This is a genomic window from Arthrobacter sp. ZGTC131 (assembly GCF_002929275.1).
Lineage (GTDB): Bacteria > Actinomycetota > Actinomycetes > Actinomycetales > Micrococcaceae > Arthrobacter.
Map to the genome: position 1 here is coordinate 393908 of NZ_PJIK01000001.1, position 18937 is coordinate 412844.

The window sequence follows — 18937 nt, forward strand, 5'->3', positions numbered from 1 at the left end:
GTGCCGCTGCTATTCAGGCCGCTGGTTCCCGTTTGTGGACGGCGGCCGGACGTGGCCGTGCAGGACGAGGTTCACGGCCTCTTCCGGATCATCCACCACCTGGACCAGGTCCATGTCCTTCTCGGACACCATGCCCTCGGCCACCAGTGTTCCCTTGATCCACTCCATCATCGGACCCCAGAAGTCCTTGCCCAGGAGGACGATGGGGAATGAGGTCACCTTCTGGGTCTGGACCAGGACCATGGCCTCGAAGAGCTCGTCGAGGGTGCCAAGCCCTCCGGGCAGGACGATGAAGCCCTGCGCATACTTCACGAACATGGTCTTCCGTGCGAAGAAGTACCGGAAGTTGATCCCCAGGTCCACCCACTGGTTCAGCCCCTGCTCGAACGGCAGCTCTATGCCGAGGCCGACTGACACGCCGTTGCCTTCCACGGCTCCGCGGTTGGCCGCCTCCATCGATCCCGGGCCGCCTCCGGTGATGACCGCCACGCCGGCTTCCGCCAGTTTGCGGCCCACCTCAACACCCATCTCGTAGAACACACTGCCCGGCTTGGTGCGCGCCGAACCGAACACGCTGACGGCCTGGCCCAGGTCCGACAGCGCCCCGAAGCCTTCCACGAACTCGCTCTGGATCCGCATCACCCTCCATGGGTCCGTGTGGATGAAATGCCCAGGGCCTTTGGTGTCGAGCAGCCGCTGGTCCGACATCTCAACCGCAGCCTGCTTGCGGCGGAGCTCGAGGGGACCTTTGCGGCGGGGCTGAACGGATTTTGACGGATCTGCGTTGATGCTCATCACCTAAGGCTAACCTGCTGACCTGCAGGTATCTCTTGAATTACGATCCGCAGGAAGTTGGAGTGATTGCGGTCATACATGACAAATGTTCGCTAGATTCGTAGTCATGACTACTCAAGTGCCCGGCGATGCCCTCGTCTCCCTGAATGCCGTCAATAAGCACTACGGCCAGCTGCACGTTCTGAAGGACATCAACTTCCAGGTCCGCAAGGGCGAGGTCGTTGTGGTCATCGGGCCGTCAGGCTCGGGTAAGTCCACGCTGTGCAGAGCCATCAACCGCCTCGAGACCATTGATGACGGCGATATCGCCATTGACGGCAAGAGGCTTCCCGAAGAAGGCAAGGAACTCGCGCACCTCCGTGCCGACGTCGGAATGGTTTTCCAGTCGTTCAACCTTTTCGCGCACAAGACCATCCTGGAAAACGTAACCCTCGGCCCCATCAAGGTAAAGGGAATGTCCAAGGCGGAGGCTGACAAGGACGCCATGGCCCTGCTGGAGCGCGTCGGAGTTGGCCACCAGGCACCCAAGCTGCCGGCCCAGCTCTCCGGCGGTCAGCAGCAGCGCGTGGCCATCGCACGCGCGCTGGCCATGAAGCCCAAGGTCATGCTTTTCGACGAGCCCACCTCGGCGCTGGACCCGGAGATGATCAGCGAGGTCCTGGACGTCATGATCCAGCTGGCCAAGGAAGGCATGACCATGATCGTGGTGACCCACGAGATGGGCTTCGCCCGCAAGGCCGCGGACCGCGTGGTTTTCATGGCGGACGGCCAGATCGTGGAGGACGCCACGCCGGAGCAATTCTTCACCAATCCCCAGAGCAGCCGGGCCAAGGACTTCCTCTCCAAGCTCCTCACGCACTGACGACTCCCTGGTTCGCACCCCAGGCCGTCTAAGACGGCCGCCCAATGAAAGGAATGTCATGAAGGCATTTTTGACCCGAAGGAAATCCCTTCTGGTAGCAGCATCCGCAGCCCTTGCCCTGACACTGAGCGCTTGCGGCGGCGGCACCGGCACCGGCACCAGCCCCTCCCCCGTTGAAAAGCCGAGCTTCGCCGCTGGTTCAACCATGGAAAAGCTCACTTCCGCCGGCAAGGTGACCATCGGCACCAAGTTTGACCAGCCCCTGTTCGGCCAGAAGGGCCTGGACGGCAAGCCGGTGGGCTTTGACGTGGAAATCGGGAAGCTGATCGCAGCCAAGCTGGGAATCGCCGCTGACAAGATCGAATGGGTTGAAACCGTCTCCGCCAACCGCGAGCAGTTCATCAAGCAGGGCAAGGTGGACCTGATCGTCGCCACCTACACGATCAACGACAAGCGCAAGACCGAAGTCGACTTTGCCGGGCCGTACTACGAGGCAGGCCAGGCGCTTATGGTGAACAAGGACAACACGACCATCACCAAGCCCGAGGACGTCAAGGGCAAGAACGTCTGCTCGGTGACCGGGTCCACCCCCGCCGGCACCATCGTGGAGAAGTACGGCGCAACCCTGGTTCCGGCAACTACGTACTCGGCCTGCCTTGAGCCGCTGCGCAACAAGCAGGTCGAGGCCATCACCACCGACAACGTGATCCTGGCCGGCTTCGTCAACAAGGAACCGGACGCCTTCAAGCTGGCCTCCGATGAGACGTTCACGAAGGAGCCCTACGGCATCGGCCTGAAGAAGGACGACACCGAATTCCGCAACTGGATCAACGACCAGCTGGAAGGCTTCGGCAAGGACGGCTCCTACAAGAAGGCCTGGGAAGCCACGGCCGGCGCTGTCATCAAGACGGCACCGGAGCTTCCCGCGATCGACCGCTACTAAAACCGGGGTGGCGGTTACCTGCGGCTGTGCAGTCCACGGCCCCGGTAACCGCCGCTTCCGTTTTCCGCTCATTCCCCACGAACGCAGCTGAAGGACCCTATGGACGTCATCATTGAAAGCCTCCCGCAATACTGGGACGGCTTTCTCAGAACCCTGTTCCTGGCCGTCGTGTCCGGCATCATCGCCCTTATAGTGGGCACGCTCCTCGCCGCCGCCCGGGTTTCACCCGTAGCAGCCCTCCGCGGATTCAGCATGGCGTACGTGGAAGTGGTGCGTAACACCCCGCTGACCATCGCGTTCTTTTTCGCCGCTGTTGTCCTGCCCCGGCTGGGAGTGACCTTCCAGCAGTTCGAAATTGCAGCCATCATCGCTTTGAGCGCCTACACCTCGGCGTTCATCGCTGAAGCAGTTCGCTCGGGCGTCAACAGCGTCCCCTTGGGCCAGGCCGAGGCCGCGCGCAGCATCGGCATGACGTTCGGCCAGGTGCTGTCCCTGATCATCTTGCCGCAGGCCCTGCGCACGGTGGTTCCGCCGTTGATCAACATCCTGATCGCCCTTGTGAAGAACTCCTCCGTGGCCGGCGCCTTCTTCGTCCTGGAGCTGTTCGGCTATGGAAAACAGCTGGCTAACGACCACGGTGACGCCGTCATGTGGGTTCTCGTGGGCGTGGCATTCTTCTATCTCCTGATCACCGTGCCGCTGGGCTACGTCGCTCACCAGGTCGAACGAAAGGTGGCGATCGCCCGATGACTTCTGTTCTCTACGACGTCCCGGGCCCCAAAGCCCGAAGAATCTCCCTGATCGGCTCGATCGTCGGCGTTGTCGTCATCGGCGGCCTGCTCGCGCTTGCAATTGTCACGCTCGCCCAGCAGGGAATCTTCCAAGCACAGCGGTGGGCTATCTTCGGACAGGCGGACGTCTGGACGCTGCTCTTTAACGGCATGAGCGCCACGTTGAGTGCCGCCGCCATCGCAGCTGTCATCGCCTTCCCGCTGGGCCTGCTCCTGTGCCTCATGCGCATTTCGGATATCGCCTGGATCAGGGTTCCCACCAGGATCGTGCTGGAATTCCTGCGCGGCATGCCCGTGGTCCTCATGATGCTGTTCGTGCTGCTCGTGTTCGCCACGAACTCGTTCGTTGCAGTCGTTGCTGGCTTGGTCCTCTACAACGCAGCCATCTTCGCCGAAATCATCCGCGCAGGCATCCAGTCCCTGCCCAAAGGCCAGCGCGAAGCCGGCCTAGCGATCGGCCTGACCAGTTTCCAGTCCCGGCTCAGTGTTGAACTGCCGCAGGCCATCAGGCGCATGCTGCCCTCCCTAGTGGCTCAGCTCGTGGTCCTGCTGAAGGACACGTCGCTGGGTTACATCGTGGCCTACGGTGAACTGCTGCGCGCCGTACAGGTGATGGCCGACTTCCTCGGCCCGCAGTTCCTGTTCCCGGTGTTCTTCGTCGCGGCGGCAATTTACATCGCCATCAACCTGGCCGTGTCCCGCCTCGCCATCTGGATTGAGCGCCGTGGTTCAAAGAAGGCCGCCGGCGGCGTGGCGAAGGCCCCCACGGCCGGCGTCTCCACCGTGGTGAAGTAAAGCAGTGAAGTAAAGCTGCGAACTAACCCGTGAATTAAGTCGGCGGGCGCAATGACAGAAGGTCCGCAACCGAGTGGTTGCGGACCTTCTGTGTGTGCGGCTGATTAACCGTTCAGGGGAAACAGCTGGTCAGGCAAGCCATGTCTGCAGTGCGCGGAGGCAGGTCCGGACAGCCTCGGCCTCCACGTGCTCATTGTCCTTGTGCGCCAGCAGCGCATCACCGGGCCCGAAGTTCACTGCCGGGATGCCGAGCTCGCTGAAACGCGCGACGTCGGTCCAGCCGTATTTGGGTTTGGGCTCGGCTCCCACTGCTGCCACGAAGGACGCGGCGGCGGGGTGGTGCAGTCCGGGCCGCGCGCCGGCGGCGCTGTCCGTGCGGACCACATCGAAACCTTCGAGTAGCTCCTGCACGTGGGCCTCTGCCTGGTCGGGCGTCTTGTCCGGCGCGAAGCGGTAATTGATCTCCACCACGCAACGGTCAGGAATGACGTTGCCGGCGGTGCCGCCGTGGATCTTCACGGCGTTCAGGCTTTCGCGGTAGTCCAGGCCGTCAACGTTGATGGTCTGCGGGCTATACGCTGCCAGCCGTTCCAGGATGGGAGCCGCGGCGTGGATGGCGTTGCGGCCCATCCAGGCACGGGCCGAATGGGCAGCCTCCCCCGCCGTGGTGGCTTCAAGCCTCATGGTTCCGTTGCAACCTCCTTCAACGGTGCCGTCGGTCGGCTCCAGCAGAATCGCGAAGTCGCCCTCCAGCAGGTCGCCGTGGTTGCGGACCAGCCGGCCCAGGCCGCTCTTGACGGCCTCCACTTCCTCGTGGTCGTAGAAGACGAACGTGACGTCCTTGGACGGCTCCGCGCCGCCGTCGAACATGGACGCGGCGAGGGCGAGCTGCACCGCAACGCCGCCTTTCATGTCCGTGGCGCCGCGGCCGTACAGGACTCCCTCGCCAAGAACGCCTGAAGGCCAGCTGGACGGAACCGTTCCCAGCGAGCCCGCCGTCACAGGCAGCGGCACCGTATCCAGGTGGCCCGCCAGGATCACGCGCTCTGCCCGGCCGAGGTCAGTCCGGGCGATGATCGAGTCCCCGTCCCGGACCAGCTTGAAGCCGGGAAGCTGGCGGAGCGCGGCCTCCACTGCATCGGCAAGCGCGCCTTCGTTGCCCGACACGCTGTTGATGTCGATGAGGGCAGACGTCAGCAGGGCCACGTCCTGGCGCAGGTCAAGGGTTACTGTTTCGGCAATCACCATCCAACTCTATCGCCGCAAGGCGGCAGGTTTCGGCGCGTGCACGTCGTCTCGATACACTGGGGCCATGACTGAAACCGCTTCTTCCGCCGTGCCCGCTGCCCAGACGCTGTCCGACGACTCCCGTTCGGCCTATGGATTCGGAGTGGCCACCATCGCCACCCGAAACGGTGACGCCACGGTGCTCGATGTCTGGTTCCCGGCCCCCGCCCTCGGCGTCGCCGCCGAAAGCCTCCGCGCCGTCGAAAACGCCGACGAATCCTTGGCCGCGATCGCGGCGGAAGGAACCGATGCGGACCGCGGCACCGAGCAGAAGGTTGTGTTCGTGCAGATCAGCCTGGACGAAGCACCGGCGGACACCGCCGATGCCTACCTTCGACTCCACCTGCTGTCGCACCGCCTCGTCAAGCCGAACACCATCAACCTCGACGGCATCTTCGGGAAGCTCCCGAACGTCGTCTGGACCAACTTCGGCCCGTGCGCCGTGGACGGTTTTGAACTGACGCGCGCCAAGCTCCGCAAACGCGGCGCGGTGACTGTCTACGGAGTGGACAAGTTCCCCCGCATGGTTGACTACGTTGTCCCGGCCGGAGTCCGCATCGCCGACGCCGACCGCGTCCGGCTCGGTGCCCACCTCGCCGAAGGCACCACGGTCATGCACGAGGGCTTCGTCAACTTCAACGCCGGCACGCTGGGCACCTCAATGGTTGAAGGCCGCATTTCGGCCGGCGTGGTGGCGGGCGACGGCACCGACGTCGGCGGCGGCGCCTCGATCATGGGCACCCTTTCCGGCGGAGGCAAGGAAAAGATCGCCCTGGGCCAGCGGGTGCTGCTGGGCGCAAACTCCGGCGTCGGAATCAGCATTGGCGACGACTCCGTGGTGGAGGCCGGCCTCTACGTCACCGCCGGCACGCGCGTCCGCGTGGTCGGTCCTCAGGACGCCGACGGCGAAGACACCTCCAAGATCATCAAGGCCGTGGAACTCTCCGGCGTGCCCAACCTGCTCTTCCGCCGCAACTCCAGCACCGGTGAGGTGGAAGTCCTGCCGCGCAAGGGCCAGACCGTGGAGCTGAACGACGCACTGCACGCCAACTGACCGTCCGAATGCCGCCGGCACCGGCATCTACCGGCCTGACGAGGGCCTGAGGGAGTAAGTACGTGACACGCAGACGCAAGCTGCGCGGAGCGATCGTCGTGGTCCTCTCCCTCGTACTCGTCGCCGGCGGCGTCTACACGGTGGCGGCGCTGCTGCAGCGTTCGGAGCAGCTGGTCACGGAAGGCTGCACCGCCGTCGTCGGCACGCAGCGTGCCGAACTGGCCACGGACCAGGCGGCCAACGCGGCCCTGATCACCGCCGTGTCGGTGCGCCGGGGGCTGCCGCCCCGCGCGGCAAGCATCGCACTGGCCACGGCCATGCAGGAGTCCAAACTGAGGAACGTCGGCCACGGCGATCTGGCGGGACCGGACTCCAGGGGCCTGTTCCAGCAGCGCCCCTCGCAGGGCTGGGGCACACAGGAACAGGTGATGGATCCGCACCACGCCACGAATGCGTTTTATGACGCCCTCGTGGAGGTGCCCGGTTACGCGACGCTGGAGATCACCGATGCGGCGCAGCGCGTCCAGCGTTCGGCGTACCCTCGCGCCTACGCCCAGCACGAGGCCATGGGCCGCTCCTTCGCGTCGGCGCTGACCGGCCAGGCCCACGGGGCCCTCGACTGCACGCTGCGCTCTCCCGACGCCGCCGGCGACCCCGCGGCCCTGCTCGCCGAGGCGGAGTCCGTGTACGGAGGGATTCCCGCCACGGCGTCCGGCCGGACCCTCGAACTGGAGGCAACGGATGACCTGGCGTGGTCGCTGGCGCACTGGGCGGTGGCCAACGCGAAGGAGTTCGCCGTGACCCGCGTCCAAGTGGACGGTCAGAACTGGGACCGGCAGGCCCGGAACGGGTGGCAGGCCTCGGACGCCTCCGACGGAAAGGTGATCATCACGCTTGCCGAGGCCCCGGCCTAGACCAGCATTTCCACTACCGGCTGCACATAGCTGCGGAACACCTCGGGCTGGGACAGCAGATCGTGGCTCATGATGATCTTGTCCGGTTCCAGGTACCAGGCGCGCTGCTCATCCAGCGGGAGCTCGATGATGGTCAGCGCGAAGTCCCGCGAATTCCGGCCCACCTCGAGCAGCCGGTCCTCCACGATGTCCTCCAGCAGGTGCGTGGACCCGCCGGCCACGCGTTCGGCCTCCAGCTCCGCGTATTCTGTCCGGCGCTCCCGGGCCCACGTCAGGGCTGCCCCGAAGTGCGCCTGCAGGACCCGCCGGAGCGCAGGGGAATTGGCAAAAGACCTGAAGCCTGGCGGCGACATCTCCGGGGACATCTGCGGATGGGCTTTGAGGAGCTGTTCCCACCAGGCTTCCCACTCGGTCTTGAGCGCGCTGATGCCACCCACCTCCGCGGTCAGGTGGGAGTGGTCAGCGTGCCGGACTTTGGGCGCGGCATGGGAAAGGGCCGGAAAGCCCGCACCGTCCAGTCCGGAGACATCACGTATGTAAAGGGCAATGAGCATGGGCCCTGACGTGTCCATGGTGATTCGCCAGCCTGGACCGCCTGTGTGCTGCATCCGCATGCCTCCTTGGCATCTTGATCTCCGCCCCCGCTTTCCGGCATCCCGCTCTCCGGCTTTCAGTCTATTCCCCCAGCCCGGGGAGGTTAATGCTTGGCGGCGGCGGTCCTGCGGAGTCCCGCCAGATGGGATTCAAGCACGTCCAGGCACATTTCCCGGGTCAGCCACGCCGGCTGTAGGAGGGCGTGCATCGTCAACCCGTCCAAGGTTGCGAGTAGGCGCTCCGCCTCAGTGACCAGCTGCTCCCCGCCGCGGTCCGCCGTCAGCGCGTCCGCTGGCGCATCGTCCTCCGCCCGAAGCCGGGAGATCAACTGTCCGACGACGGCGGCCACCGCGCGGTGGCTCCGGTCCGCCTCCGCGGCAAGGAAGGGCCGGATCCGCGCCGCATTCTTAAAAGCGAGCCACGCACAGGCGTCCAGGGCGCGCTCTTCATCCAGGGGCAGGAATTCGCTCAGCAGGGTTAATACGGCCTCGTGCTGCTCCTCGGCGCCAACTGCCCGGGACACTCCGGCGAGGGCCGCGGCAGCACGGGCCAGGATGCGGTCCGCGACGGCCGAGAAGGTGAACGCGAGCAGCTCCTCGCTGGTGGCGAAGTAGTGCCGCACGGAACCCACCGCCAGGCCTGCCTCGTCAGCCACCTCACGCAGGGACGCACGTTCCAGCCCGTCAGTGGCAATAATCCGGCAAACGGCGTCAACAATCTCCAGGCGCCGGGCGGCGGCATCCACAATTTTGGGCATCCTCGTTTTTAGCACGCTTGTGCCGTCAATCTAGGTAGGCCCCGCCGCCGGGAAGGCCCGCCGCGGGCGCCTGAACCCACCGCGGGCCCCGGCCCGTGGCCGGCGCCCGAAACACTCGGTAACCGCCCCTGCTGTTGGGATACCGTTGGATCATGAAAATTCTGGTCACGGGCGGCACCGGTTACATCGGTTCGCACACCGTATTGTCCCTTCAGGAAGCCGGCCACGAGGTGGTTGTCATCGACAACCTGGTGAACTCGAGCGAGGAGTCCCTGCGCCGGGTCGCCGAGCTCACGGGGAAGGACGCGGCCTTCCACGACGTGGATCTGGTGGACGAGCCCGCCGTCGACGCCGTCTTCGACCGGCACGGCATCGATGCCGTCATCCACTTCGCGGGCCTCAAGGCCGTGGGCGAATCCGTCCGCGAGCCGCTGAAGTACTACCACAACAATCTGGTCGGCACCCTGAACCTCATCAGGGCCATGGACCGGCACGGCGTCCGTTCGATTGTCTTCAGTTCCTCCGCCACCGTCTACGGCGAACACAACGCCGTGCCGTATGTGGAGAAGATGGAAATCGGCGCGAACAACCCGTACGGCCGCACCAAGGAACAAATCGAGGACATCCTGTCGGACCTCGGCGCCGCGGACGACCGGTGGCACATAGCACTGCTGCGCTACTTCAACCCGGTGGGCGCCCACCCCTCAGGCCGCATCGGTGAAGACCCGCAGGGGATCCCGAACAACCTCGTTCCGTTCATCGCCCAGGTGGCCGTCGGCCGGCGCGAGAAGCTCATGGTGTTCGGCGGCGACTACGACACCCCGGACGGCACGTGCCTGCGCGACTACATCCACGTGGTGGATCTAGCCGACGGCCATGTGGCGGCGCTGGATCACATAGGCGGCCGCAACGGAGTGTTCCGCTGGAACCTTGGGTCAGGAAAGGGTTCCTCCGTGCTGGAGGTTCTGCGCTCCTTCGAAAAGGCCGTGGGCCGCTCCCTTCCCTACGAGGTCACGGACCGCCGCGCCGGGGACCTGCCGGCCTTCTGGGCGGACGCCACCTCGGCCTTGGCGGATCTCTCCTGGTCCACAACCAAGACCGTCGACGAGATGTGCGAGGACCACTGGCGCTGGCAGAAAAACAACCCGCAGGGCTACAACGCCGGTTGAGCCTGGGCGAAACCACCAACAACGATGCAGGCCGCGCACCCCCTTTCGAGGGTGCGCGGCCTGCGAGGTTTGGGAGCCGGTGGGGAGCTAGCGGGCCGGGTAGTGCCGCTCGGGCTCTCCTGTGTAGAGCTGCCTTGGGCGGCCGATCTTGGTGTTGGGATCGCTGATCATTTCACGCCACTGCGCGATCCAGCCCGGCAGGCGGCCGATCGCGAAGAGCACGGTGAACATCTTCTCCGGGAAGCCCATGGCCTTGTAGATCAGGCCGGTGTAGAAGTCCACGTTCGGGTAGAGCTTGCGCTGGATGAAGTAGTCGTCACCCAGGGCCTTCTCTTCGAGACGCATCGCGATGTCCAGCAGTTCGTCGTTGCCGCCGAGCTTGCTGAGGACCTCGTGGGCGGTCGCCTTGATGATCTTGGCGCGCGGATCGTAGTTCTTGTAGACCCGGTGCCCGAAGCCCATGAGGCGGACGCCGTCTTCCTTGTTCTTGACCTTCTCCATGTAGTCCTCAGGCTTGATGCCGTCGGCCTGGATCTGTCGCAGCATCTTCAGGACGGCCTCGTTGGCGCCGCCGTGGGCCGGGCCGAAGAGCGCGTTGATGCCTGCAGAGACGGAGGCGAAGAGGTTGGCGTTGGACGAGCCGACCAGCCGGACCGTCGAGGTGGAACAGTTCTGCTCGTGGTCGGCGTGCAGGATCAGCAGCAGATCCAGAGCCTTGGCAACCACCGGGTCCATCTCGTACTGCTCAGCGGGCAGGCCGAAGCTCAGCCGCAGGAAGTTTTCCACGAGGTTGTGGGAGTTGTCCGGGTAGAGCATCGGCTGGCCGATGGACTTCTTGTGCGCGTAGGCGGCGATGACCGGCATCTTGGCCATCAGGCGGATGGTGGAGACCTCCACCTGCTCGGCGTTGAAGGGATCCAGCGAATCCTGGTAGAACGTGGACAGCGCGGACACGGCCGAAGACAGCACGGGCATCGGGTGGGCGTCACGCGGGAAGCCGCTGAAGAAGCCCTTGAGCTCTTCGTGCAGCAGGGTGTGGTGGCGGATCCGCTGATCGAAGGCATCCAGCTCGGTGGGCGTAGGCAGGTTGCCATAGATGAGCAGGTAGGAAACTTCCAGGAAGCTGGAGTGCTGGGCCAACTGCTCGATCGGGTAGCCGCGGTACCGCAGGACCCCGGCGTCGCCGTCGATATAGGTGATGGCCGAAGTGGTGGCCGCGGTGTTCATGAAGCCGGGGTCAAAGGCGACGGCGCCTGTCTGCTTCAGCAGTTTGGAAACGTCATAGCCTTCGTTTCCTTCTACAACCTTGATGCGCGGGAGTTCGAGTTCGCCGCCCGCATGGCGCAGGGTTGCGCTGGTGGTCTCAGTCATGGAGTCTCCTCATGAGGCGTCGGGGCCTCTCTGTAGAAAGCTTGATCCAACTTCTGGTGAAGCCGCCCCAAGGAGCCTGCATGGACAGGCATTCCAACGGCCGGGCTACCTTCTTGTAGAAAGCCACCATTGATAGTCAGTTAAAAAGTACCGCCCCTAGGCAAGGTGGCACTAATCCGCTCGTGCCGAAATGCCCTGAAAACGCCCCACTTGTGGTGCGTGTCACACCATTGTTACGGGCGGCGGTTACGCCGCACCGGCCAGCCGGGCCACCGCAGCGTCGATCCGCTCATCGGATCCGGTGAGCGCCACGCGCACGTAACCGTTGCCGGCCTCGCCGTAGAACACTCCCGGTCCCACCACGATCCCCCGTTCCGCGAGGCGCGCGACCGTGTCCCAGGTGGCTTCGCCAGCGGTGCACCACAGGTAGAGGCCGGCCGAGGACTCGTGGACCTCCAGGCCGAAACGTTCAAGCGCCGGCAGGATCCGCTCTCGGCGCCCCCGGTACAGGTCCTTCTGTGCCTGCACGTGCGCGTCGTCGCCCAGGGCCACCCGCATGGCTTCCTGGACCGGGTAGGGAACAATCATTCCCGCGTGCTTGCGGCTGTTCACCAGGTTGGCCATGATGGCTGAATCCCCCGCTACGAAGGCAGCCCGATAGCCGGCAACGTTGGACTGCTTGCTCAACGAATACACCGCGAGGAGGCCTTCATGGGAGCCTCCGGCCACACGGGGATCAAGGACGCTCGGAACAGCCTCTCCCCCGCGCTGGAGGTCCCATTCGCCCCACCCGAGTTCGGCATAACACTCGTCCGAGGCCACGAGCGCACCGACTTCACGGGCCTGGTCCACGATCTTCCGCAGCGAAGCCGCGTCCCGCACGCTGCCGGTGGGGTTGCCCGGGGAGTTGACCCAGACCAGCCGGACCTTTGCGCGGGTGGCGGAGTCCAGTTCATCGAGGTCGTCCGCTGCCACCGCGGTGGCGCCGGAAAAAGTAGCTCCGATGTCGTAGGTGGGGTACGCAACCGTCGGACGGACCACCACGTCGCCCGGCTTCAGGCCGAGCAGGAACGGCAGCCATGCCACCAGCTCCTTGGATCCGACGGTGGGCATGACGTTTCGGGGGTCGAGCCCCTCCACGCCGCGGCGGCGTGCAAACCACCCGGCGATTGCCTCCCGCAGCGCAGGAGTGCCGTGGACCGTGGGGTAGCCGGGAGCGTCCGCCGCGGCCTGCAGCGCCTCCCGGATGACCGCGGGGGTGGGATCCACGGGCGTTCCGATGGACAGGTTGACGGCCCCGCCCGGGTGCTCGGCGGCTCTGGCGAGGTACGGCGCCATGGCCTCCCACGGGTAATCGGGAAGGCTCAGGCCGAAGCTACGCACAGCTGTTGTCACTGATGCGCCTGCCTCAGTGGTCCTGGTTCTGCGGCGGCAGCGCTGCAATCATCGGGTGGTCCGTGTGGGTGTTGCCCACCTTAGCGGCACCGCCCGGGGAACCGAGCTCGTCAAAGAATTCCACGTTGGCTTTGTAGTAGTCGGCCCACTCTTCGGGGGTGTCGTCCTCGTAGTAGATGGCCTCCACCGGGCAGACCGGTTCGCACGCACCGCAGTCGACGCATTCATCGGGATGGATATAGAGGGAACGCTCGCCTTCGTAGATGCAATCGACGGGGCACTCCTCAATGCATGCCTTGTCCTTGACATCTACACACGGCTGCGCGATTACGTACGTCACGTCCCTTGCCTCTCCACGTTGGTTCCGGCCGCTGGCCGGTTGCTGCTTCCGGCCTGCATGCCGGACTATCGACTTCCGAGCCTATTATCTCCTAGGCCCGCACCGCGAACGAAGCGGCGCGTCACACTCGCGGAAGCGTCATACGATGAACGCGTGAGCCTGACAACGCCTTCGCCCCGGGAATTCCTGGCCTCCGCCACGCCCGGGACCCGCGTGGTGGTCCGTTACCGGATCGACGGCGGATTCACGGATGCGCTGGGAGACCTCCTGGAGTGCGGCGCAGGCGAGTGCACCGTGCGGACCCGGAGTGCCGACGTCGTCATTGCCCTGGAGCTGGTGGTGGCCGCCAAACAGGTGCCGCCGGCACCGCCGCGCCGGCGGCCGCGCACCGAAGCCTGACGGCCATCAGGCCCCGAGCACCTGGTCCGGAAGCTTCCGCATCCCCCGCAGCGGCGAGAACAGCACCGGAAGGGCCGCCAGGAGGCCGCACGCCGCGCCGATCGAGATGGCGGGAACAAGTCCGATGTGCTCGCCAAGGATCCCGGACGCCACCGCCGCCAGAGGCATGACCCCCCAGACGGCGAAGCGGATAGAAGCGTTCATCCTGCCCAGCAGCCGGGGCGGACACACCCGCTGGCGCATGGTCAGCTGCATGATGTTGTAGACGAGCACTCCGAAGCCGAAGCCGAAGTCGGAAATTAGCAGGAGCACCAGAGAGACAGCGGGCTGGTCCACGACGGCGGCAACCGGAACGAGCACCAGGAACACCGAGCTGGCCACGGCGCACAGCGGTATCACGGTGCCTTCGCCGATCCGGGCTGCCAGCCGCGTCGCGGCCACGGCGCCAAGGAGGCCACCGGCTGCGCCGGCCGCCATGAACAGCCCCACCCCCTGGGGCCCGAGTCCGAGATCCCTCAGGACAAGCACAGGCGTGAGCGTGAAGACCAGTGTCCCGCAGAAATTCATGCCTGCGGTGCAGGCCGCGATGCGGCGGATCAAAGGGTGCCTCACCACGAACACGAGACCCTCCTTGATCTCCGTGCCGAGCGGCCGCCTGTCCGCCGCGGCCGGGCGCTCCTCGCTGTCGCGGGTCCGGGCGAGGAAGAGGGCCGAGAGGAGGTAACCGGCGGCCTCCCCCACAAACAACAGCGGGGCCGAGACAACCGTGAGGAGCGCCCCGCCCGCTGCGGGACCGCCGATCCTGGCTACCTGCGCGGTGGATTCGAGTTTGGAATTGGCCTCGGTGACATGCCCGGACCCTACAAGGAGCGGCACGTAGCTCTGGTACGCCACATCAAAGAACAGTGTGGCCGTTCCCACGAGCGCGGAAATGACGTACAGGTGCCAGATTTCCAGGAGTCCGCCCCACCACAGCAGCGGCACAGCGGCCATGGCCGCCATCCGGGCAAGATCGGCGATGATCATGGTTCGCCGTTTAAGCCACCGGTCCACCCACGCGCCGGCGGGCAGTCCAATGATCAGGAACGCCGCGAGGCCTGCGGCATTCAGGACGCCCACCTCGAATTCGGACGCCTGAAGCACTGAAACCGCCAGCACCGGAAAGGCCAATTGTCCCAGCTGGGCGCCGAGCTGGCTCATGGACTGCCCAGTCCAGAAGGTGAGGAAGTTGCGGTCGCGCCACAGTGATCTGGCGGTTGTCTCTGCTGCGGTGGAGTCGGCGATCACGGCACCAGTTTCCGGCAGTGATTGATGTATGTCAATCACTTATTGCTGGCTACACTTGCGTCTATGATCCCGCTGGAGAGCGACGACGCAGACCTGGTGGCTAAAGGCCGGGCGCTCAGTTCTCCCTTGCGGCTCAGGATTCTCCGGCTGTGCCTGCACCAGTCCAGGACCAACAAGGAAATCGCCGAACTCCTGGACCTCAATCCCGCTTCCAGCCTGCACCACGTCCGCACGCTGGTGCGGACCGGGTTCCTGCTCGCAGAGGAACGCCGGAAGGGCCGGCGCGGGGCCACGGAAGTGCCCTACATTGCCAGCCGCAAGTCCTGGAGCACTCCGGTGGACAATGTTGCACCCATCCTGATCGAGACGTTCCTGCAGGAAATCCGGGATCTTCCGCCTGAGGACATTGAAGTGTGGCGGCTCGGCGTGAAGTTCAACGCCGCACGGCGTGAGGAAATGCTGGCCAAGCTCCGGGCGGTCCTCGACGAATACATTGCGCTCCCCGCGGACGACGACGGCGAGGCCAGCTCACTCATGATTGCCCACCACCGGGATCCGACGGCGGACTAGGACCGCCCGCCGGCCGGCGGGGCGGCACCGGCAGTTACAGTCTTCCTGCGCGCCCGGCGGCGGTACCGCCTGGACCACACCAGCATGAGCACGGTGACGCCGGCGATTCCGAAGACCCAGACGTTTCCGGCGAGGTCACCGGCGATCAGGCGCTTTCCGGGTGCCATCGATGACCACCAGCCGGCCAGGACGTAGCAGAGGACGCCGCAGACCGCCGTCGGGATCACGGACCTGAAGGCCGCCCCGAGCAGCAGCTGGAGCGAGGCCAGCAGCAGCAGCGCGGCGACCGCCCCGAGCGGGAGTTCGAGGTCGGCCATCACCAGCCGCTGACGGTGCAGCGCCGTGCCGGCCGACGCAGCAAAAAGAGCTGCCGGCACGGCGGCGGCAATGCCGCCTGCCATACCGGCAGCTCTTCTATTCACGATGGTTCCGTCCCCCGGAGCGGAAGCGCCGGTTAGACCTTCGCGCGGGCGCGGTTGGCCTTGGCACGCTCGTTGGTGTCGAGGATGACCTTGCGGATGCGGATCGAATCCGGGGTAACCTCAACGCACTCGTCTTCGCGGGCGAATTCGAGGGACTCTTCGAGGGTCAGGTCGCGCGGCGGCGTCAGGTTCTCGAAGGTGTCGGAGGAAGCAGCACGCATGTTGGTGAGCTTCTTTTCCTTGGTGATGTTCACGTCCATGTCGTCAGCGCGGGAGTTCTCGCCGACGATCATGCCCTCGTAGACCTCGGAGGTGGGCTTCACGAAGAAGGAGCCGCGTTCCTGCAGGTTGATCATGGCGAACGGCGTCACAACACCGGCGCGGTCGGCGATCATCGAACCGTTGGTGCGGTACTCGATCGGGCCGGCCCAGGGCTCGTAGCCCTCGGAGATGGAGGACGCGATGCCCGCACCGCGGGTGTCCGTGAGGAACTTGGTGCGGAAACCGATGAGGCCACGGGCGGGGACGATGAACTCCATCCGGCACCAGCCGGTGCCGTGGTTCGCCATGTTGGTCATGCGGCCCTTGCGGGCAGCCATGAGCTGCGTGACCGCGCCGAGGTATTCTTCCGGCACGTCGATGGTCATGTGCTCCATCGGCTCGTGGATCTTGCCGTCGACGGTCCGGGTGACCACCTGCGGCTTGCCGACGGTCAGTTCGAAGCCTTCGCGGCGCATCTGCTCGACGAGGATGGCCAGCGCGAGCTCACCGCGGCCCTGGACTTCCCAGGCATCCGGGCGCTCGGTGGGGAGCACCTTGATGGAGACGTTACCGATCAGTTCCTTGTCCAGGCGGTCCTTCACCTGGCGGGCGGTGACCTTGGCGCCCTTGACCTTGCCGGCAAGCGGGGAGGTGTTGATACCGATGGTCATGGAGATCGCGGGATCGTCCACGGTGATCAGCGGCAGCGGCTGGGGGTTATCGGCGTCGGTCAGGGTCTCACCGATGGTGATCTCCTCGATGCCGGCGACTGCAACAATTTCACCCGGCCCGGCGGACTCGGTGGGAACGCGGTCCAGCGCCTTGGTTGCGAGCAGTTCGGTGATCTTGACGTTTTTGAGCTCACCGTTCGCACGGGCCCAGGCCACGGTCTGGCCCTTGCGCAGCGTGCCGTTGTAGATGCGCAGCAGCGCGAGGCGGCCGAGGAACGGGGAGGCGTCCAGGTTGGTGACGTGCGCCTGCAGGACACCGTCCGGGTTGTACGTGGGAGCCGGGATGTGCTCGATGATGGCCTGGAAGAGCGGCTCGAGGTCCTCGTTCTCGGGGGCCGAACCGTCGGCCGGCTGCTCGAGGGACGCGCGGCCGACCTTGGCGGCGGCGTAAACCACGGGGACGTTGAGGATCTTGTCCAGATCCAGGTCCGGAACTTCGTCCGCGAGGTCGGAGGCCAGGCCCAGGAGCAGGTCCATGGATTCGTGGACGACTTCCTCGATGCGGGCGTCGGGACGGTCCGTCTTGTTCACCAGCAAGATCACCGGGAGGTGCGCGGCGAGGGCCTTGCGGAGCACGAAGCGGGTCTGCGGCAGCGGGCCCTCGGAAGCGTCAACCAGGAGCACCACACCGTCTACCATGGACAGGCCGCGCTCCACCTCGCCGCCGAAGTCGGCGTGGCCGGGGGTGTCAATGACGTTGATGGTGATGGTTTCGCCGTTGGACGACGGGCCGTTGTAGGCAACCGTGGTGTTCTTGGCGAGGATGGTGATGCCCTTTTCACGCTCAAGGTCGCCGGAGTCCATGACCCGGTCTTCGAGGTGGTTGTGAGCGGCAAATGAGTTGGTCTGCTTGAGCATGGCGTCGACCAGGGTGGTCTTGCCGTGGTCAACGTGGGCCACAATCGCGACGTTGCGCAGGTCACTGCGCGATGCAGTGGCTACCGCAGTGTTGGTGGTGGTTTCAGACATGCGTTATTGCTCGATTCAGTGGTGAAGTCAGCTGTTGTATCGCGACATTTCCAACCGGAACGCACGACGGATCAGACCCTTTAACACAGGGCTCCTACTGCAAGTCTAGACGCTCTGCCTTTTATTGGCCTAAAAACGGCTAGTGCGCCGTTCCCCGCCCCGTTACCAAATCGTGAATCGGCAGGGGCGACACGTGAGCAAAATCACTGGCTTTTCCCGAAGTGATGCACCACTATTGCTGGACCACTTACGAACAGGCCAGGAGTACCAGGATGTTACAAGCCTCGATGCGGGCCGTCCTGATTGGCCCCATGATTGCCGCCACGGTGTTGTTGGCCGGCTGCGGAATTTCCTCGGAGCCCGTTTCCGGTACGGCGGCGGGCGGCCCGGCACCACTCCCCGCTGCCGCAGCTCCGGTCGCCGGACCGGGCGAGGCCGTGGCTGCCGGCACGACGGTCCAGGGTGACCTGGACGCCGCCGCCGACCCCGCCAGCCTTCCCGCCGGTGCCCTTTACCGGAATCCCGCCAATGGACGCGATGAGGTGATCGTGGACGACATCGGCCGGACGGCCCTGCTGATCGGTGATTCGCAGTCCGAACCCGTTCACAGCTGGCCGCGCCGGGCCCTCGCCGCCAACGGCTACAAGGTGTTCTTCTGCGGCATGGGAGGCACCGGCTACGTTGCTTCCAACGGAACGACGGGCAATTACATCGATGCCCTTCAGCGGGGTGACTGGCACCTGCCGTACGGTTTTCCTCCGCTGGTGGTGATCGAGGGCGGCGGAAATGACGCCAAGCAGGGGGCCAGCGACCAACAGATCGTCGCGAACGCGGAACGCCTCATCAAGACCATCAAGCAGCGGTATCCGGGTGCGAAGCTGGCCATGGTGGGCACGCTGGCCAAGGGTGCCCACCACGGCGGCGGCCGGCGCACCGAGGTGGACGCCCTGCTGGGGACGGTAGCTGCGGACCATGGCATTCCGTTCGTCAGCGTCGGCGACTGGCTGACGCGGTACGGCCTCGAGGCCGAGCTCGCCGACGCCGTCCACATGAACGACACCGGTCACCGCGCCCTGGGGACGCTGCTGGGTGACAGGCTCGGGGCGCTGGGCCTTGGGCTCGGCTAGGACGCAAGACCGGACGGCAAGAAGCCGGACAGCAATGGCCTGACAGCAAGAGAGCCGGCGCCCACCTTTCGGTGCGCGCCGGCTCTTGTTGTTTCCCCGTCAGT

General features: G+C 65.3%; 20 protein-coding genes. 10 read left to right on the top strand and 10 right to left on the bottom strand.

Translation table 11 applies throughout. The features are described from left to right. Window positions 1-9: 9 nt before the first annotated feature. Window positions 10-795, bottom strand: a complete 786-nt coding sequence (locus CXQ90_RS01770) for a TIGR00730 family Rossman fold protein (RefSeq protein WP_104136507.1) — start codon at window positions 793-795, stop codon at window positions 10-12. Between the two features lie 106 nt (window positions 796-901). On the opposite strand from CXQ90_RS01770, the gene CXQ90_RS01775 reads away from it, so the two are divergent. The 4 genes from CXQ90_RS01775 (at window position 902) to CXQ90_RS01790 (ending at window position 4186) form a co-directional block, all read left to right on the top strand. Further along, window positions 902-1657, top strand: a complete 756-nt coding sequence (locus CXQ90_RS01775) for an amino acid ABC transporter ATP-binding protein (protein WP_104136875.1) — start codon at window positions 902-904, stop codon at window positions 1655-1657. Window positions 1658-1715: 58 nt separating this feature from the next. Continuing rightward, a complete protein-coding gene (locus tag CXQ90_RS01780; RefSeq protein ID WP_104136509.1) occupies window positions 1716-2600 on the top strand; it encodes a glutamate ABC transporter substrate-binding protein in 885 nt (294 codons plus the stop codon). 99 nt (window positions 2601-2699) lie between these two features. Next, window positions 2700-3350 carry an amino acid ABC transporter permease gene (locus tag CXQ90_RS01785; protein WP_104136510.1) on the top strand — a complete coding sequence of 217 codons (651 nt, stop codon included), beginning with the start codon at window positions 2700-2702 and terminating at the stop codon, window positions 3348-3350. Next, a complete protein-coding gene (locus CXQ90_RS01790; RefSeq protein WP_104136512.1) occupies window positions 3347-4186 on the top strand; it encodes an amino acid ABC transporter permease in 840 nt (279 codons plus the stop codon). The genes CXQ90_RS01785 and CXQ90_RS01790 overlap by 4 nt, the downstream gene beginning before the upstream one ends. Window positions 4187-4315: 129 nt before the next feature. On the opposite strand, the gene dapE is transcribed toward CXQ90_RS01790, so the two are convergent. Continuing rightward, the gene (gene dapE, locus CXQ90_RS01795; protein WP_104136514.1) at window positions 4316-5434 is read right to left on the bottom strand and encodes a succinyl-diaminopimelate desuccinylase; all 1119 of its coding nucleotides are present in this window, start codon (window positions 5432-5434) and stop codon (window positions 4316-4318) included. Between the two features lie 64 nt (window positions 5435-5498). On the opposite strand from dapE, the gene dapD reads away from it, so the two are divergent. After that, window positions 5499-6527, top strand: a complete 1029-nt coding sequence (dapD, locus tag CXQ90_RS01800) for a 2,3,4,5-tetrahydropyridine-2,6-dicarboxylate N-succinyltransferase (protein ID WP_104136516.1) — start codon at window positions 5499-5501, stop codon at window positions 6525-6527. Between the two features lie 62 nt (window positions 6528-6589). Continuing rightward, window positions 6590-7441, top strand: a complete 852-nt coding sequence (locus CXQ90_RS01805; RefSeq protein WP_104136518.1) for a hypothetical protein — start codon at window positions 6590-6592, stop codon at window positions 7439-7441. Here CXQ90_RS01805 and CXQ90_RS01810 read toward each other — a convergent pair. Together CXQ90_RS01810 and CXQ90_RS01815 are read right to left on the bottom strand one after the other, a co-directional pair. Then, complete coding sequence (locus CXQ90_RS01810; RefSeq protein WP_104136519.1) at window positions 7438-8049, bottom strand: hypothetical protein; 612 nt, start codon at window positions 8047-8049, stop codon at window positions 7438-7440. The two genes, CXQ90_RS01805 and CXQ90_RS01810, sit on opposite strands and share 4 nt — an antisense overlap. An 89-nt stretch (window positions 8050-8138) precedes the next feature. Further along, window positions 8139-8792, bottom strand: coding sequence for a TetR/AcrR family transcriptional regulator (locus CXQ90_RS01815; protein WP_104136520.1), 654 nt, complete (start codon window positions 8790-8792; stop codon window positions 8139-8141). A 152-nt stretch (window positions 8793-8944) separates the two neighbouring features. Here CXQ90_RS01815 and galE point away from each other — a divergent pair, with 152 nt between their 5' ends. Next, complete coding sequence (gene galE / locus CXQ90_RS01820; protein ID WP_104136521.1) at window positions 8945-9961, top strand: UDP-glucose 4-epimerase GalE; 1017 nt, start codon at window positions 8945-8947, stop codon at window positions 9959-9961. 87 nt (window positions 9962-10048) lie between these two features. On the opposite strand, the gene CXQ90_RS01825 is transcribed toward galE, so the two are convergent. The 3 genes from CXQ90_RS01825 to fdxA all read right to left on the bottom strand — a co-directional run bounded on the left by CXQ90_RS01825 (window position 10049) and on the right by fdxA (window position 13067). Then, entirely contained in the window at window positions 10049-11332 is a 1284-nt protein-coding gene (locus CXQ90_RS01825) for a citrate synthase (protein ID WP_104136523.1), read from the bottom strand. Window positions 11333-11578: 246 nt separating this feature from the next. Then, the gene (dapC, locus tag CXQ90_RS01830) at window positions 11579-12727 is read right to left on the bottom strand and encodes a succinyldiaminopimelate transaminase (protein ID WP_104136525.1); all 1149 of its coding nucleotides are present in this window, start codon (window positions 12725-12727) and stop codon (window positions 11579-11581) included. A 13-nt stretch (window positions 12728-12740) separates the two neighbouring features. After that, entirely contained in the window at window positions 12741-13067 is a 327-nt protein-coding gene (gene fdxA / locus CXQ90_RS01835) for a ferredoxin (RefSeq protein WP_056636113.1), read from the bottom strand. A 153-nt stretch (window positions 13068-13220) separates the two neighbouring features. On the opposite strand from fdxA, the gene CXQ90_RS01840 reads away from it, so the two are divergent. Beyond that, window positions 13221-13466, top strand: coding sequence for a hypothetical protein (locus CXQ90_RS01840; RefSeq protein WP_258064313.1), 246 nt, complete (start codon window positions 13221-13223; stop codon window positions 13464-13466). Between the two features lie 6 nt (window positions 13467-13472). On the opposite strand, the gene CXQ90_RS01845 is transcribed toward CXQ90_RS01840, so the two are convergent. After that, window positions 13473-14792 (bottom strand): MFS transporter, encoded by a 1320-nt coding sequence (locus CXQ90_RS01845; RefSeq protein ID WP_258064314.1) that lies wholly within the window; start codon window positions 14790-14792, stop codon window positions 13473-13475. Between the two features lie 24 nt (window positions 14793-14816). On the opposite strand from CXQ90_RS01845, the gene CXQ90_RS01850 reads away from it, so the two are divergent. After that, window positions 14817-15323, top strand: coding sequence for a helix-turn-helix domain-containing protein (locus tag CXQ90_RS01850; protein ID WP_104136528.1), 507 nt, complete (start codon window positions 14817-14819; stop codon window positions 15321-15323). Here the strand turns inward: CXQ90_RS01850 and CXQ90_RS01855 are convergent. Both CXQ90_RS01855 and typA read right to left on the bottom strand, forming a co-directional pair. Next, window positions 15320-15745 (bottom strand): hypothetical protein, encoded by a 426-nt coding sequence (locus tag CXQ90_RS01855; protein WP_258064315.1) that lies wholly within the window; start codon window positions 15743-15745, stop codon window positions 15320-15322. The two genes, CXQ90_RS01850 and CXQ90_RS01855, sit on opposite strands and share 4 nt — an antisense overlap. 32 nt (window positions 15746-15777) lie before the next feature. Further along, on the bottom strand, window positions 15778-17706 hold the full coding sequence (gene typA, locus CXQ90_RS01860) for a translational GTPase TypA (RefSeq protein WP_104136531.1): 1929 nt from the start codon (window positions 17704-17706) through the stop codon (window positions 15778-15780). A gap of 272 nt (window positions 17707-17978) precedes the next feature. Between typA and CXQ90_RS01865 the strand changes: the two genes are divergently transcribed. Further along, entirely contained in the window at window positions 17979-18833 is an 855-nt protein-coding gene (locus tag CXQ90_RS01865; protein ID WP_104136533.1) for an SGNH/GDSL hydrolase family protein, read from the top strand. Window positions 18834-18937 lie beyond the last annotated feature (104 nt).